At 38.2% G+C, this 14,426-nt stretch carries 10 protein-coding genes, 14 tRNA genes, 2 rRNA genes and 1 pseudogene; 25 read left to right on the top strand and 2 right to left on the bottom strand.

The window, feature by feature from the left end; genetic code table 11:
* The 17 genes and pseudogenes from JOE23_RS09515 to JOE23_RS18285 all read left to right on the top strand — a co-directional run.
* Window positions 1–93 (top strand): 23S ribosomal RNA (locus JOE23_RS09515); the annotation flags it as partial.
* A gap of 362 nt (window positions 94–455) precedes the next feature.
* A 5S ribosomal RNA gene (rrf, locus tag JOE23_RS09510) occupies window positions 456–569 on the top strand.
* Between the two features lie 11 nt (window positions 570–580).
* A tRNA-Asn gene (locus tag JOE23_RS09505) sits at window positions 581–655 on the top strand.
* Window positions 656–659: 4 nt separating this feature from the next.
* Window positions 660–752, top strand: a tRNA-Ser gene (locus tag JOE23_RS09500).
* 31 nt (window positions 753–783) lie between these two features.
* A tRNA-Glu gene (locus JOE23_RS09495) sits at window positions 784–858 on the top strand.
* A 63-nt stretch (window positions 859–921) separates the two neighbouring features.
* Window positions 922–997: transfer RNA gene (locus tag JOE23_RS09490), tRNA-Val, on the top strand.
* 24 nt (window positions 998–1,021) lie between these two features.
* A tRNA-Met gene (locus tag JOE23_RS09485) sits at window positions 1,022–1,098 on the top strand.
* A 60-nt stretch (window positions 1,099–1,158) separates the two neighbouring features.
* A tRNA-Asp gene (locus tag JOE23_RS09480) sits at window positions 1,159–1,235 on the top strand.
* A 25-nt stretch (window positions 1,236–1,260) separates the two neighbouring features.
* Window positions 1,261–1,336: transfer RNA gene (locus JOE23_RS09475), tRNA-Phe, on the top strand.
* A 7-nt stretch (window positions 1,337–1,343) separates the two neighbouring features.
* A tRNA-Tyr gene (locus JOE23_RS09470) sits at window positions 1,344–1,429 on the top strand.
* 29 nt (window positions 1,430–1,458) lie between these two features.
* Window positions 1,459–1,529, top strand: a tRNA-Trp gene (locus JOE23_RS09465).
* A gap of 14 nt (window positions 1,530–1,543) precedes the next feature.
* Window positions 1,544–1,619 (top strand) — tRNA-His (locus tag JOE23_RS09460).
* Window positions 1,620–1,647: 28 nt separating this feature from the next.
* Window positions 1,648–1,722: transfer RNA gene (locus JOE23_RS09455), tRNA-Gln, on the top strand.
* A gap of 6 nt (window positions 1,723–1,728) precedes the next feature.
* Window positions 1,729–1,803: transfer RNA gene (locus JOE23_RS09450), tRNA-Gly, on the top strand.
* A 30-nt stretch (window positions 1,804–1,833) separates the two neighbouring features.
* Window positions 1,834–1,907, top strand: a tRNA-Cys gene (locus JOE23_RS09445).
* 6 nt (window positions 1,908–1,913) lie between these two features.
* Window positions 1,914–1,995 (top strand) — tRNA-Leu (locus tag JOE23_RS09440).
* A 257-nt stretch (window positions 1,996–2,252) separates the two neighbouring features.
* A pseudogene (locus JOE23_RS18285) lies at window positions 2,253–2,536 on the top strand (transposase); the annotation flags it as partial.
* Window positions 2,537–2,792: 256 nt separating this feature from the next.
* Here JOE23_RS18285 and JOE23_RS09435 read toward each other — a convergent pair.
* Together JOE23_RS09435 and JOE23_RS09430 are read right to left on the bottom strand one after the other, a co-directional pair.
* A complete protein-coding gene (locus JOE23_RS09435; protein ID WP_204437930.1) occupies window positions 2,793–3,587 on the bottom strand; it encodes an SDR family NAD(P)-dependent oxidoreductase in 795 nt (264 codons plus the stop codon).
* A gap of 90 nt (window positions 3,588–3,677) precedes the next feature.
* Complete coding sequence (locus JOE23_RS09430) at window positions 3,678–4,700, bottom strand: AraC family transcriptional regulator (RefSeq protein ID WP_204437929.1); 1,023 nt, start codon at window positions 4,698–4,700, stop codon at window positions 3,678–3,680.
* A gap of 419 nt (window positions 4,701–5,119) precedes the next feature.
* Between JOE23_RS09430 and JOE23_RS09425 the strand changes: the two genes are divergently transcribed.
* The 8 genes from JOE23_RS09425 to JOE23_RS09390 all read left to right on the top strand — a co-directional run bounded on the left by JOE23_RS09425 (window position 5,120) and on the right by JOE23_RS09390 (window position 14,084).
* Window positions 5,120–5,998 (top strand): SDR family oxidoreductase, encoded by an 879-nt coding sequence (locus JOE23_RS09425; RefSeq protein ID WP_204437927.1) that lies wholly within the window; start codon window positions 5,120–5,122, stop codon window positions 5,996–5,998.
* A complete protein-coding gene (locus JOE23_RS09420) occupies window positions 5,998–6,189 on the top strand; it encodes a TetR/AcrR family transcriptional regulator (protein ID WP_204437926.1) in 192 nt (63 codons plus the stop codon). Before JOE23_RS09425 ends, JOE23_RS09420 begins: the two co-directional genes overlap by 1 nt.
* A 212-nt stretch (window positions 6,190–6,401) precedes the next feature.
* Complete coding sequence (locus JOE23_RS09415) at window positions 6,402–6,554, top strand: hypothetical protein (RefSeq protein ID WP_204437925.1); 153 nt, start codon at window positions 6,402–6,404, stop codon at window positions 6,552–6,554.
* 589 nt (window positions 6,555–7,143) lie between these two features.
* Window positions 7,144–7,737, top strand: a complete 594-nt coding sequence (locus JOE23_RS09410) for a TetR family transcriptional regulator (protein WP_204437924.1) — start codon at window positions 7,144–7,146, stop codon at window positions 7,735–7,737.
* Between the two features lie 39 nt (window positions 7,738–7,776).
* Window positions 7,777–10,995, top strand: a complete 3,219-nt coding sequence (locus JOE23_RS09405) for a leucine-rich repeat protein (protein ID WP_204437923.1) — start codon at window positions 7,777–7,779, stop codon at window positions 10,993–10,995.
* A gap of 363 nt (window positions 10,996–11,358) precedes the next feature.
* Window positions 11,359–11,985, top strand: a complete 627-nt coding sequence (locus JOE23_RS09400) for a hypothetical protein (protein WP_204437921.1) — start codon at window positions 11,359–11,361, stop codon at window positions 11,983–11,985.
* 237 nt (window positions 11,986–12,222) lie between these two features.
* The gene (locus JOE23_RS09395; RefSeq protein ID WP_204437920.1) at window positions 12,223–12,774 is read left to right on the top strand and encodes a hypothetical protein; all 552 of its coding nucleotides are present in this window, start codon (window positions 12,223–12,225) and stop codon (window positions 12,772–12,774) included.
* A gap of 491 nt (window positions 12,775–13,265) precedes the next feature.
* Window positions 13,266–14,084: a hypothetical protein gene (locus JOE23_RS09390; protein ID WP_204437919.1), complete on the top strand. Its 819-nt coding sequence runs from the start codon at window positions 13,266–13,268 to the stop codon at window positions 14,082–14,084.
* Window positions 14,085–14,426: the final 342 nt, after the last annotated feature.

Genomic DNA, 14,426 nt, shown 5'->3' with positions numbered 1-14,426 from the left:
GATCCCTCAGAGACGATGAGGTAGATAGGTTCGAGGTGGAAGCATGGCAACATGTGCAGCTGACGAATACTAATCGATCGAGGACTTAACTAAAAACAAAAGGCGTATGCGACCGTTTAGCAACGTACGCACTGGACTGAACCGCAGGAGATAAAGGAATCACGATAAGCAAAGCGAATCGATGATGACTTATCGTAGGGCGATTGCCGAAGACACCCAGTTGTTGGACGGTTGAGCTAGATTAAAACAAAAAGCAACACCGTTTGATGGTCTTGTCAGACATCTTATCTAGTTTTCAGGGTATAGTTTAATGATATTGCTTTATACTCTGTTACATAAAAAGCAATTTTAAATAATAAATATTTTTTATTTAAAAACCCTTGCTTTTGAGCTGGAAAATGAATATAATATATCTTGTCCTTGAAAAAAAGTAACACTTGGAAATAGCATTATGATCTAGTGACAATAGCGAAGAGGTCACACCTGTTCCCATGCCGAACACAGCCGTTAAGCTCTTCAGCGCCGATGGTAGTTGGGGATTCCCCTGCAAGAGTAGGACGTCGCTAGGTAATAAATCCATTCCACAGTAGCTCAGTGGTAGAGCAATCGGCTGTTAACCGATCGGTCGTAGGTTCGAATCCTACCTGTGGAGCCATAATGGAGAGCTGTCCGAGTGGCCGAAGGAGCACGATTGGAAATCGTGTAGGCGGTGTAAAACCGTCTCGAGGGTTCAAATCCCTCGCTCTCCGCCACCTTATCATATTTATTTTTATTTTATACTTAGGCCCGTTGGTCAAGCGGTTAAGACACCGCCCTTTCACGGCGGTAACACGGGTTCGAATCCCGTACGGGTCACCATATTTATTAGTGATAAGGTTTTATGTTACTTTGTCAAAACCATGCACTAAAAACTTTAATCTTGGAGGATTAGCTCAGCTGGGAGAGCACCTGCCTTACAAGCAGGGGGTCGCAGGTTCGAGCCCTGCATCCTCCACCATGAAGTACCTTATATTTTTATTGTCGCGGGGTGGAGCAGTCTGGTAGCTCGTCGGGCTCATAACCCGAAGGTCGTAGGTTCAAATCCTACCCCCGCAACCAATCAATTTTTTAAACGATATTGAAACCATTCGAATATCAAAAATCATTTTATCTAAATATGGTCCGGTAGTTCAGTTGGTTAGAATGCCTGCCTGTCACGCAGGAGGTCGCGGGTTCGAGTCCCGTCCGGACCGCCACTTATATTATACATCATCATTTTATGGCTCGGTAGCTCAGTCGGTAGAGCAACGGACTGAAAATCCGTGTGTCGGCGGTTCGATTCCGTCCCGAGCCACCATTTATTTGGAGGGATAGCGAAGTTGGCCAAACGCGGCGGACTGTAAATCCGCTCCCATCGGGTTCGTAGGTTCGAGTCCTACTCCCTCCACCATTTTCTTTATTAAATTTCAATTCTCACATAGGGGTATAGTTTAACGGTAGAACAGAGGTCTCCAAAACCTCCGGTGTGGGTTCGATTCCTACTACCCCTGCTTTTGATTTTATGGCGGTCGTGGTGAAGTGGTTAACACATCGGATTGTGGTTCCGACATGCGTGGGTTCGATCCCCATCGGCCGCCCCATTAGTTATTTTAATTATTGTTATATTATTGGGCTATAGCCAAGCGGTAAGGCAACGGTTTTTGGTACCGTCATGCGCTGGTTCGAATCCAGCTAGCCCAGCCATTCAATGCGAAAGTAGTTCAGTGGTAGAACACCACCTTGCCAAGGTGGGGGTCGCGGGTTCGAATCCCGTCTTTCGCTCCATTTTTTTATTTAAGCATATAATAAAAAGATGGCGGTATAGCCAAGTGGTAAGGCAGAGGTCTGCAAAACCTTTATCACCGGTTCAAATCCGGTTACCGCCTCCATATTGTGCCGGTGTGGCGGAATTGGCAGACGCGCACGACTCAAAATCGTGTTCCTTCTGGAGTGTCGGTTCGACCCCGACCACCGGTACTTATTTTCAAATTTTAATAATCGGTAATTGAACGTGAATATACCGTCAAGTCAACGTTTCTTCATTGTGGAGAAGCGTTTTTTTATGTTTAAAATACGTTAGTTTTGGCTCTATAATGAATGTGGTGGTACTTGTTTCAGTGACAGTCGTTTTTACACATGAAAAATGCACCGTTCTATCTCTTTTGTTATCCTAAAGCTACGAACCAAAAGGCAAAAGAGAGAGAACGTATGCAAAATCGTTTCTTAGGAATTAAAGACAGTCCAAAACAAATCTTGTGCTTCCAAGAGCCATTGGCATTAATGAATTCAAAGGAGATGCTGGAGGTGAACGATTCCAGATGATCATTGTCGATGTGGAAAACAAGGAGATCATTGATATTCTTCCAGATCGGAAGGTATATACGATTAAACTGTGTTATGGGTAGTGTCGAAATCGTCGTCATGGATTTATCGAAGTGGTTCAAAAAAGCCGTTTGTGACGTACTTGGAGACCCTTTTATCAATTGTCGATCGTTTTCATTTTATGCACCAAGTTTACTGAGCGGTCCGCGCTTCAATTCCACATGAAGTTGATAGCACCCTTCTCCTCGATTGATTTCGTCACGATAAACGCTTCTAACCTTAGTAAAGAAATGCTAGAATGCAACTACACGCATCTCCTTTTAGTCTAAACAAAGTGTAACAAAATTAGTAGATTGCGTGTTTTTATATCTCTGAATTTTTTTCCTCAACATATATTTTAGAGTCTTTTAAAAAACCTTACTCACCTTGTGAGGTGAGTAAGGAGAATTTTTCTAGAAAATAGTTGGTACCATGCCTCCATCCATACGAATGGGAGAACCTTTAAAAGCGGAAGCATAAGGGCTACATAAAAAAGTAGTTAATCTACCTATTTCAGCTGGCTTGATAAATCGTTGAATTTCAGATTGAGGTAGATTTTTAGTCATAAATTCCTTCTCTTTTGCTGAAAAGGTCATATCTTCATTTGGATACATGCCTTCAATTATTTGATGGACATTTTCAGAAAGTGATGGTCCTGGCAAGATGGTATTGACTGTAACTTCTTTTCCTATTGTTAATTTTGATAGGCTTTTTGATAACGATAATAGCATTGATTTTGTCATACAATATTGAGGCATTTGCCCCGATGGCATAACTGCTTCTTCGCTCGCTATAAAGATGATTCGTCCAAAATTATTTTTAACCATTTTAGGTAAGTAAAATTTGGATAAACCATTTGCGGCAAGAACATTTGTGTGGATATACTTTTCCCATACTTCATCGTCAATGTCTTCATACTTCATAATTTCATAAATCCCCATATTGTTGACTAAAATATCAATTTGGGAATATTTTTTTAATAATGCTTCCCTTTGTTGATTATCTACAAGATCGGCAGTAGCATTTTGAGGGAAGGTATGAGGAAACTCTAACTTAATTTCATTTACAGTTCGTTCTACCTCTTCGTCATTTCGTCCATTAATTAGAACATTAACACCCTCTTTTGCAAGTTCCTTTGCAATTGCTTTACCAATCCCTCTTGTTGAACCGGTGATTAAAGCCGTTTTATTTTTTAATTCCATATCCACGATACATTACTCCTTTTCATTTTTGAAATATTCTTTTTTAGTTCTGTTGAAGTCATCTTGTTGATAATACAGTATTGCAAAGTAAACTAGTCAATTTATCAAGTTTGGACTAAGATGTTCATTACGCCATTTTAAAGGGGTAACACCTTCCCATATACGAAAGGCACGAAAGAATGAGTTTTGGTCTTCATATCCAATCAAAAAGGCAATCTCTTTAATATTTAGTGACGGGTCTCCAAGGTACTCTCTTGCCTGTTCATGTCGAACGTTACCTAACAAATGCTTGAAACTTGTGCCCTCTTCAGTAAGCCGCCGCTGCAAGGTACGATCGCTTACCCCTAACTCGCTTGCAATAGTCCGAATGTCAGGGCGACCTCCTGCTAAGCTGCGTTTCAAGATCCACTTGACTGTCTCAGTCATTGAAGGGCTACGTTGCTGCCCGTTCAACGACTGTTCCAGAATAGGGGTCAGTATCTCTAGTAATTCTGTATTGTACGAGACAAAGGGAAGATCCAGACTTGCTCGATGTATAGTCAACTTGTTACAACTCGTACCAATCTGAATTGGACAGCCGAAGTAATCTTCGAGTATCTTCAGATCCCCAATTGAATGGGTGGAAAATTCCACGTACTTTGCTGTCAAAGGTTGTCCGGTGCCACGGCGTCCTAGTTCGAGAAGAAATGCCAACGTAATGCCAGTTAGTAGGGACAGACCGGGTTCTTCACTATGCAATGTTTTTATTTCAATTGCACAGAGTTCACCTTCCTCGGTGATATGTAAGCTTTCAGGTGGACACAGTTGTTTGTATTTGGCCATTCGCTTTAAAGCATCACGGTAGTCACGAGCATGGTAAGTTGCTAAAACAGTCGGAGGGAAATGATCTGTTTCAAAGGATGTCACCAGTTTGATGATTCCCTTGGCAGTGTCAGAAATGAGCTCAGCATAAGCCTGCCAAATCGCAAAATAGTGAGATGTGGTAACATTGGAATCAGAAACAATGGAGATTGGCAATTGTGCTTTCCTAAGTACGTCGTGGGGTGCTATACCCAATCGACGTAGACCTGTCCAAAATCCTGCAGGAATTTGGACAAGTCCAGAGGTATAAACTGTCATGCAATGGTCCTCCTTTATCTATTAGTATTAGTAGTTTAAGCGTATCCTGATTTGCTAATGTACAGTTTAATATTAGTTTTCCAACGATACTTTGTAAATAGCAAGTAGCGACAAAACACTTGCGAACTACGCCAAATTATATTAATAGGGAAGCAGTACAAAAGAATTTTATACCGCCATACAGCAACTAAAGCGCGATTGCAGATCTGCTTGCTGTTCAGAACAACCTAATGGTAACCAATATCCTTCATTAAAGAGGATCATTTTTGACGCTTACTATGCAATAAACGGACCGGATTGTGAGTAACTATTCTTTTCTGAGACTTGATATTTATTCTAAATGATATTGTTTGAAATCTAGTAATATATTCTGTACAGGTAATAAATGCAAATAGTCTATGGAAAGGAGTAGATAAGTAATGGAGCGAGTATTAGTTGCGGGTGCCACTGGTTATCTGGGGAGATATGTTGTAAAAGCATTAAAACAAAAAGAGTATTATGTAAAAGTATTGGTGAGATCAAAAAATAAGTTAAATCAAGAAGGTCCCTATTCTTCTCCTTCTGTCTATGATTTTGTTGATGAAGTTGTTGTCGGAGATGTTACTAGACCAGAAACGATTCAAGATGTATGCTCAGATGTTGATTTCGTTTTTTCTTCAGTAGGCATAACAAAACAAAAGGATAATTTAACTTTCATGGATGTAGATTTTAAAGGGAATCTTCATTTGTTAAGAGAGGCAGAACGAAGTAAAGTTCAACGCTTTATGTATATTAATGTCCATGGAGCTGAGCGATGTCCGTCTACTTTGATTAAAGCAAAGCAGAGATTTACAAATGAACTGAAGCATAGTTCTATTCCGCATATTATAATTAATCCAACAGGCTACTACTCTGACATGACTGAATTTTTAGCCATGGCTAGAAAGGGAAGAGTTTTTCTACTTGGTAAAGGTTTGAATAAAATGAATCCCATTCACGGAGCTGACCTAGCTAATGTATGTGTTTCTGCATTTGCTAAAGAAAATTCCACCATTAAGGTTGGAGGACCGAATGTTTACACTTATCATGAGATAGCTGAATTAGCTTTAAAAGTAGTAAGTAAAAATGAAAAAGTAACTACAGTTCCTGAGCGATTAGTTAAATTTAGCTTACCATTTTTAAGAATTATCAATAAAAAGCAATATAATTTGTTTCTATTTTTCTTTTATATGATGACTCATGATGTTGTTGCTGAACCCCACGGTAAGATGGGTTTAAAGTCATATTTTGAAAGTATTAATGAACAAGAGGGAAAATAATGAAGAGTAGTCAAACAAAGCGAAACCTCATACAAGCAACCATCGATCTAATTATGGATTATGGTCTGGAAAAACTAACGATTAATAAGGTGATTGAACAGGCGCAAAGCAGTAAAGGCTCCTTTTATTACTACTTTTCAAATATTGACGACTTGCTGAAAGAAACGTTTTTATATACCTTTGCCTTGTAGAGTTTTCTTACTGTAAGGAACAGTCGTTTGAAGAAAATATCAACCTATTTGGGCATTATCTAATTAAAACATCAAAGAAAAAGTCATCAGAACATGCAATCATGTTTTTATGGATATCAAAATGCTTCCAAGATGAAAACTATAAAAACCAGTTTCAAGCAATGCGAAAACAAATTATTGAGGAGAATACGGTGTCAAGGGAGCTACAGAAAATGTTTCAAGTCGATATAGAGTGGCTATATATGTTTGACATCATTATTATAGGTTTTCTTGTACATTGTATTCTTCATGAAGATGAGGACGTACTTCTATCAATTTGGAAACAATTTGTTAATGTTATCATTTCGAATAAAAAGCTGTTATGACAAATTCCTTTGTTATTCGTTCTCCCATAGTCCAACCCATGAGACGCTGTGAATAAAGGTCCATAATATAGGCTAAATATAACCAGCCTTCAAGAAGCACTGGTGGATCAGATGGTCTCTGATTTGAAGAGTGAGATCGACAGAAAGAATTCTAGATAAAAGCGTGAAGAACACTCATCTTATTTAGGCCTTACTTGATGGAGAAGAATCAAAAACTAAAAGCTTAATATTTCAAAGAAAAGCTAGAGGTATCAGGGTACTAAGTTGTTGAATTATTTCTTACCTAAACGATACAGCTAGATTTTTCGTTCTAGGGATAGACAAGTGTTATAAATAATAGTTTTATGACGAAATGACGATCAATAATTAAACTTTCATAGGTAAGCGTCAAATAGCCCAGACCTGAATAATAGGTGGGAGCTATTTGATGTTTTAAAGAAGTGAATGTTGGAGCAAGCGTGTAGCTCATCCTCAACATTTGACCCAGAACCTAAATTAAATGCCGATGGCTACAGTATGCAATAAACAATAAGCATCTTGCTAAATACATACTAATGGGTTAGTATTTAATTAAAGGAAGGTGGAAGCAGTGAAAAAGAATAAATTCCAACTAAAACGAGAAAAAACTTATCAGAATCTATTGAATGCAGGAATGAAAGTATTTTGTGAGAATGGCTATGCATCGACTAGCCTTGAAGATATCACTAATGAAGCAGGTTATACCAAAGGTGCGTTTTACGTGCATTTCAAAAACAAACAGGATTTCTTTTTTCACCTTCTAAACGATCAAGGCTTCTTTTTTACAGAAGATCACACCGAGGATGAACTTGAAATTATTGGTTCTGATTTTGAAAGCACCATCAGTTATTGGAGTCGTGCAGTATTGAATCGCTATATCGCTTCGACTTGGACATTGGTGTTTTATGATTTCTATATACAAAATCGGAATGATGAAAAAGTCCAAGCATTTTTTCATGGCTATCATCAGAAATGGATTAAGGATGTCTCACGTATTATTCAGGGGATGCAACAGAAAGGTTGGATAGCGTCGGGGACGGATGCTAATAGATTGGCTGTCCGGTGTTACGATATCATTACAGGTGCTATCATTCATTACCATATGTGCGGCAATCAGGTTGATCCGGATGATATGACAAAAGCCATAATGAATCTTTTAAAATAACAGAAATTTTATTTTTATTTAAGAGAAAGGGGAAAAGTAATGAAATTTAAAGGACACTCGACTATTGCGATCATTATGATTATTGCGTTACTGGGATTAATGATCCCAAAGGTAACAGTGGATGCCAATGATGAGCATTTTGAATACATCGACAATGGGGATGGGACAGCGGCGATTACTGGGTATAACGGCTCTGAGAGCGCAGATATTGTCATTCCCTCCGAATTAAGTGGATTGACGGTGACGAGTATAAGGGATGGCACTTATCTTAACAGTGCATTTCACAGTCTTTCAATCAAAACGTTAACGCTTCCCGATACCCTAGAATATATCGGAAGTTACGCTTTTATGGATAATGAGCTAGAGTCAGTAGAAATTCCTGATAATGTAACCTATATTGGTTTGAGGGCATTTATGGATAACGAGATAAGATCATTGATCCTCCCTGATGGTTTGAAAGAAATTATCGGTAGTACTTTTGCTAACAACAGCTTAGAATCTTTAATAATTCCTGATAGTGTAACGACTATTGGAGCGAGTGCTTTTCAAAATAATAACTTAGAATCATTAACGATTCCAAGTAGTGTGACAGATATCGGGAATGCAGCTTTTTCATCTAACAACCTGACATCCGTAGACATCCCTGATAGTATAACAGTGATTGAACCGACTGTTTTTTATAGAAATAATTTAAAATCGATAGAAATTCCTGAAAGTGTGACAGAAATTAGGCAAAATGCTTTTAGATTGAATAGCCTTGAGTCCGTCACTATTCCTGAAAGTGTGAAGAGGATTAGGAATTATGCTTTTCAAGAGAACAACTTGACATCAGTCACCATTCTTAATAATACGATCGATTTTGGATCTGATGTATTCCGGGACAACGCTTCTTCTCTCAACCTATACGGATGGGATGGGTCTACAACAGAAGGCTATGCTAACAATCGAGGGTATACCTTCGTTGCCTTGGATTCTGTACCTGATGTCACTATCATGTATGATGAGGAAGAAGTTGGCAACGAGTTATCACTTAATTATGAGGAAACAGGACAAATAGAAGCTAATTATAATCATCCATTTGCTGATATTAAACAGTTAACTTGGATAGTCGATGGATCAGAAGCAAGTACGAATAAGGCATTGGATATATCCGATTATACATCGACCGTGCAATCATTGGCTATCGAATTACACGTTGAAACCGAATACGGAGCAGTTGGTGAGGCATCTGTGGAGATCACTATTATCCCTCCTGTACCGAGTACGCCCCATTTAAGTGTAGAGAGTATCGGAGAAACCGAAGTGGTACTATCTTGGAACAGTATCCCGTTTGCTGAAGAATACATCCTCGTACGTGATGGTGTGGAAGTGTATAGAGGCACATCGACATCATATGATGATATGGGGTTAGACCCTGGCACAACATATAATTATAGCTTAGTGGCGGTGAACGACAGTGGCACAAGTGATGCATCGGTAGTTGATCAACAAACGCGATATCCAATACCAAATAATATAGACTTTGAACTGCAAGACCACGAAGGTAATAACTTATTGCAAGATACCTCATTGGATGAAGTGTGGTTTACTCAGGATTTGTATGTTGATGTTACTGTAGACGGTCATGAAGACGATACGTATGAATATGCGTTTGTTCCCCAAGGAGAAAGCGTTAGCGACTGGCAATCAGGATGGAACGGGGAGCGGCTTGAGGTCATGGATAGCATTGAAGGCGATGGTGTCTTAGATTTGCACGTTCGCATAACCAATGGTGATGGCGAGGTTGTTGAAGCGGTTTTTGGACCGATCCAAATTGATCAAACCCCACCCGCCCTTGCACTTGCAGGTGCAAAAGAGATCGTGATGGAGGTTGGAACTAGATATGATGAACCCGGCTATACTGCATTTGATGAGCGTGAAGGGGAAACGATGGATTTGACCGATGCCGTCCACGTAAACGGAAGTGTTGATCCAGATACACCAGGTGAATACACAATTACTTATACAGTGACCGATGATGCTGGTAATACCACGGTGCAAGAACGTACGATCCATGTTGTAGACATTCTCGGTTTAGACATCGATGAGCATACTCGCAATGTGGCCATCGGTGAGACGGTGGCACTTGTAGCCGAACCGATCTATGCTGACCATATCACACCGGATATCACCTATTCCATGCACTATGAAAGTAGTGATGACACTATTGCAACGGTTGATGGCGAGGGTCACATCAAATTTCATAACCGAGGGGATGTGGAGATCACCGTCTCCTATGGTCCGCTTGAAGAAAAGGTTATATTCGCTGTCGATTATCCGATTATAAATACTGGGGAAAGTCGGGGTGTTATAGGTGGATTAACCTATCGTATTCGTGGTTTAGAGCGTGATGTGGTCATCACGATGCCAAGCCACTTGCCAGAGCATACATCCGTGCGTGTTGAAACATATGACGTTAATGAAGACAACAGCCATGGCTTAAATCAAGCAGGACCGGTGCTGACGTTCACCTTTGACTATGGCAGTGGTGATGCGCCAGATAGTTCCGATCCGTTCACATTGACCATGGCGTATGATGAACATGTGAGTGAGAATCAAGTCGGGGTGTATTATTTGAACGAATCAGATCAATCGTCAGTATGGGAGTATAGAGGTGGCGAGGTGGATGTAGCGAATCAGACGATGACCATCAACGTCTCACACTTTTCAACATATGGTGTGTTCGAAGACACTGAGGGACCGGACATTCACACCTTTGATGCGGTGGACGATACCGATCGTGTCACGTTAAACTTTGATGCGTCAGATGCCTCCGGTATCACCGCCTATCACATTGAACGGGGTGGCACCCGCATAGACACCTTGGATGGCGATGCCAAGGAATACGTCGATGAAGGCTTGAGAGAGGACATGTCCTATACTTACAAACTGATTGCTGTTGATCCGCTGGGTAACACAAGTCAGCGAACGCTCACGGTTGAAACGATGGATGTTACAGAGGAAGAAGAAATACCAGAAAAAGATTCGAAGGAAGAAGGAGGCTCTGAATCCGGAGAGGTATCTGGAACTGCGGAAAAGAATCGATCAGCTGGTTCAGAGCCTTCAGAAACCTCTGGAATGGAAGAAACGCTTCCAAATACAGCGACATCGTATTACAATATTATACTGATTAGCCTAATCCTGCTGGTCCTTGGTATTACAATGTTATTGTATGGCATTTGGAGAAAGAAAATGAATGATAAGTCATCTAAAGTCTAAATAACGTATTACCCCCCACACCTCAAAGAGATTGGTGTGGGGGGTAATCATATATGGTTGGTCAAACAAGCTATCAATCCGTTCTGAAACCGATTTCAATCTGATTTTCCTAGCTACACTTGTCATAGAATGAAATGGAAAAAAGACGCCCTAAAACGCTCTCTTTAGAGGAGGCAGTCTTTTAAATATCAGGTCATTATTCTATCCGATAATCTGAATACCTATTTGTAATGGTGTTTTCTAAATAGATTTACTCCAAAATCAAGTTCCCCTCCCCCGACATTTGACGCAGAACCGTTTCACTATTGCATAATATTACAAAATGTAAGATAATGTGCTTATATTTTTATAGGGGGTTTACAATTGAAAAAGTTATTATTTTTAATCTTATCATTATTTGTTGTATTAGGTTTAACAGCCTGCGAAAAATCAGAAGCCGAGCAGAAGGATATCCGTTCTACCGAGGAGAAGGATATCGGTTCTGTAGAAACATCAGCCGAGAAGAAGGGGATCGGTTCTGTAGAAACATCAAGTAAAGATTTTGAAGTTGCAGATTCCGGTAACGATGAAGACGAAACCACAGAAGATGCAGAAAGTGATTCAAAAGAATTTGATCAGGTTATTGCTGATACCGACCATATAAAAGCGACGCTTGTGAGTATTGAGAAAGTAACAGATGCTGGTTGGTCCGGAGACGCCTATAATGTTAACATTGAAATAGAAAACAAACGAGAAGATACAATAACGATTCGATCTCGTGAGGTATCAGCGGATGGTAGAATGATTGATGACATGGCATTTCTCAGTGATACTGTTGCTGGTGGAAAAATTTTAGATGCAACCTTGAAAATTCAAAATTATGATGGCGATCTTCCAGTAATGGAGGAGAACTTAGAATTTATCTTGTCAGTTTCTTCATCCGATCATTTTGATTTCAGAGATGATACTAACGTAATTATTGAATTTAATACTAAAAAATTGGATTTGTAAAAAGGATTAAATAACCAAACTAAGGTTAGTAAACGTCATGCCTTTGGCTTTAAAGGGTATGATCGATTAAGGCTGCGTGTATGACTTCATCAGCAATATAAATCACTAGATTTTCGTATCGATTAAGGGATAGAAGCAAGTTCTCCTACCCAAACATTTGTCATAGAACGGATTTACTATTGCATAATATTACAAAATATAAGATAATATGTTTATATTTTTATAGGGGGTTTTCAATTGAAAAAGTTTTTAGTTTTAATCTTATCATTATTTGTTGTATTCGTTTTAGCAGCCTGTGGAGAATCAGGAGCCGAGGAGAAGGATGTCAATTCTGTAGAAACATCAGGAAAAGCTGATGAAGTTACAGATACCGATGAAGGTGAAGATGAAGCCGTAGAAGACTCAGAAAGTGACGCAGAAGAATTTGATCAGGTTATTGCTGATACTGACAATATAAAAGCAACACTTGTGAGTATTGAAAAAGTAACAGACACTACTTTTGAAGAAGAGTACTATGGCGTTAACATTGAGATAGAAAACAAACAAGAAGAAACATTAGAGGTTCAAACTAAAGAGATATCAGCGGATGGTAGAATGATTGATGACATGGTATTTTTCAGTGAGACTGTTTCTGGTGGAAAAATCTCAGATGCAACCATGAAAATTCAAAATTATGATGGTGATCTTCCATCAATGGAGGAAAACTTAGAATTTATTTTGTCTGTTTATTCAAGCGATGATTATGAAGTCAAAGATGAAGTTGACGTAATTATTAATTTTAATAACTAAAAAATTAATTTTTTAAGCACTCTTAGTGAACTGCACCCCAATTATTAGACGCGATCTAACAATTGGAGGTGCAGTTTTTAAATGAGTAAATATACAAGTGATATCCTTCTTAAACAATTTCATCACGCTAATAAGACGCTCTAATTCTTTATTTCTGCGGGTCCAAATCCTTCAGGCATTTTGTAATTGTATCCCCAAAAGTATTAAGTTCGATTCAAAATCTGCTAACCGAAAACGTTTTACAGATCAATAATGTATTAACAATTACCGGTTCTGCAAAACACATTGTTGCTGCGTCAGTTAAGAGGATGAAAAATAGCCCTCATCGTTTAGTAGGATAATCACGCAATGTCTATATTTGTCGTTTTACTTCTATTTTTGTAGAATAATAATTTTTATCTTCAATAATTACTGAAAATATTGTATATTATTAACATAATATAGAAGAAGGAGGATAGTCAGAAGTACATATGCGAAAAAGGAGAATGAGAATGAAAATGAAAATAATAAAATTTTTAGTTGTTTTAACTGCAGTATTGGTTGGTTTGGCACCTTTACCAATTCAAGTTTTTGCACAAGATCAAAATGTGTTTAACTATGATTACACGGATTTTCAATTAAATGAATCAACTGATGATTATATAGAATATGAATTTAATCATGAAGGAAGTAAATACAAGGCTAGAGAAGAATTTGATATTCATGAAGATGAAACCATAGTTAGTAGTGAATTTTTTAAGTTAAATGATGAAGGTGTATATAGTTTAGAAAAAGAGATTACAACAGTTATAAATAGTCAAAAACAAGAATTAAATATTATGACCACAGAAAATGAGAAGGTAACTAACGAAATATTAAGCTTTGACGAAGTGATTAAAGAAGAAATTGAAATTGAAAACGAAAGTACTTTAAGTGATGAATCACATCAGGATAATAACTTTACCATATTTGCGCACAACCCAGGTGGATCTGGAGTAAGATGGGAATATTCGCATACAATAAAAACAAGTAATAAATTCAAGAAAATAACAGTTGCAGTAGTAGCGGCAACTTTGGCAGCGGCTTTAGTACCTGGATCTACAATTGTAACAGCTAGTATTTCGGCTCTTGCATCAAACCTTGTATCTGAAGGAATAGAGAGAGTTTGGTACAAAATCAAAGTGTATTATAAGCATTTAGGTAATGTAAAAATTGGAGAGCGAAGAGTCACGACTTTATACACAGATTCTTATCGTAAAAACAAAGTACCTGTGAAAAATAATCCAATTACACAAATTACAATGATAAAAGGCTATGAGAAATTCCGATAGTACAATAAAAATGAGGATTTTTCCTCATTTTTATTCTCACTTTTAAATGATAAATTGTTGTATAATTAAAAAGTGACGAAAGGATAAAAATATGAAAAAAAATAGTTTGCTAGAGAGAATGGATTTTGATAAGGTAAAAAGTATTTTCCTCTACCTTTTTCTTATTTTTTATGTGTTTTTGACTGTATATAGCACTAAGTTTGTACAAGGATCGGTACTATTAGCATTGACTGTGTTTGGTTTGGGATTTATTGGATTTGAGTTCTTCACCAAAAAAAAGAAGTTTGAAAAGAAAGTGATTTATGAATTAATATGTTATTTTGTATGTATTCTGTATGCTTT

Origin of the sequence: Amphibacillus cookii (assembly GCF_016908375.1) — a bacterium.
Classification (GTDB): domain Bacteria; phylum Bacillota; class Bacilli; order Bacillales; family Amphibacillaceae; genus Amphibacillus_C; species Amphibacillus_C cookii.
This window is presented reverse-complemented; position numbering and strand designations above follow the sequence as displayed.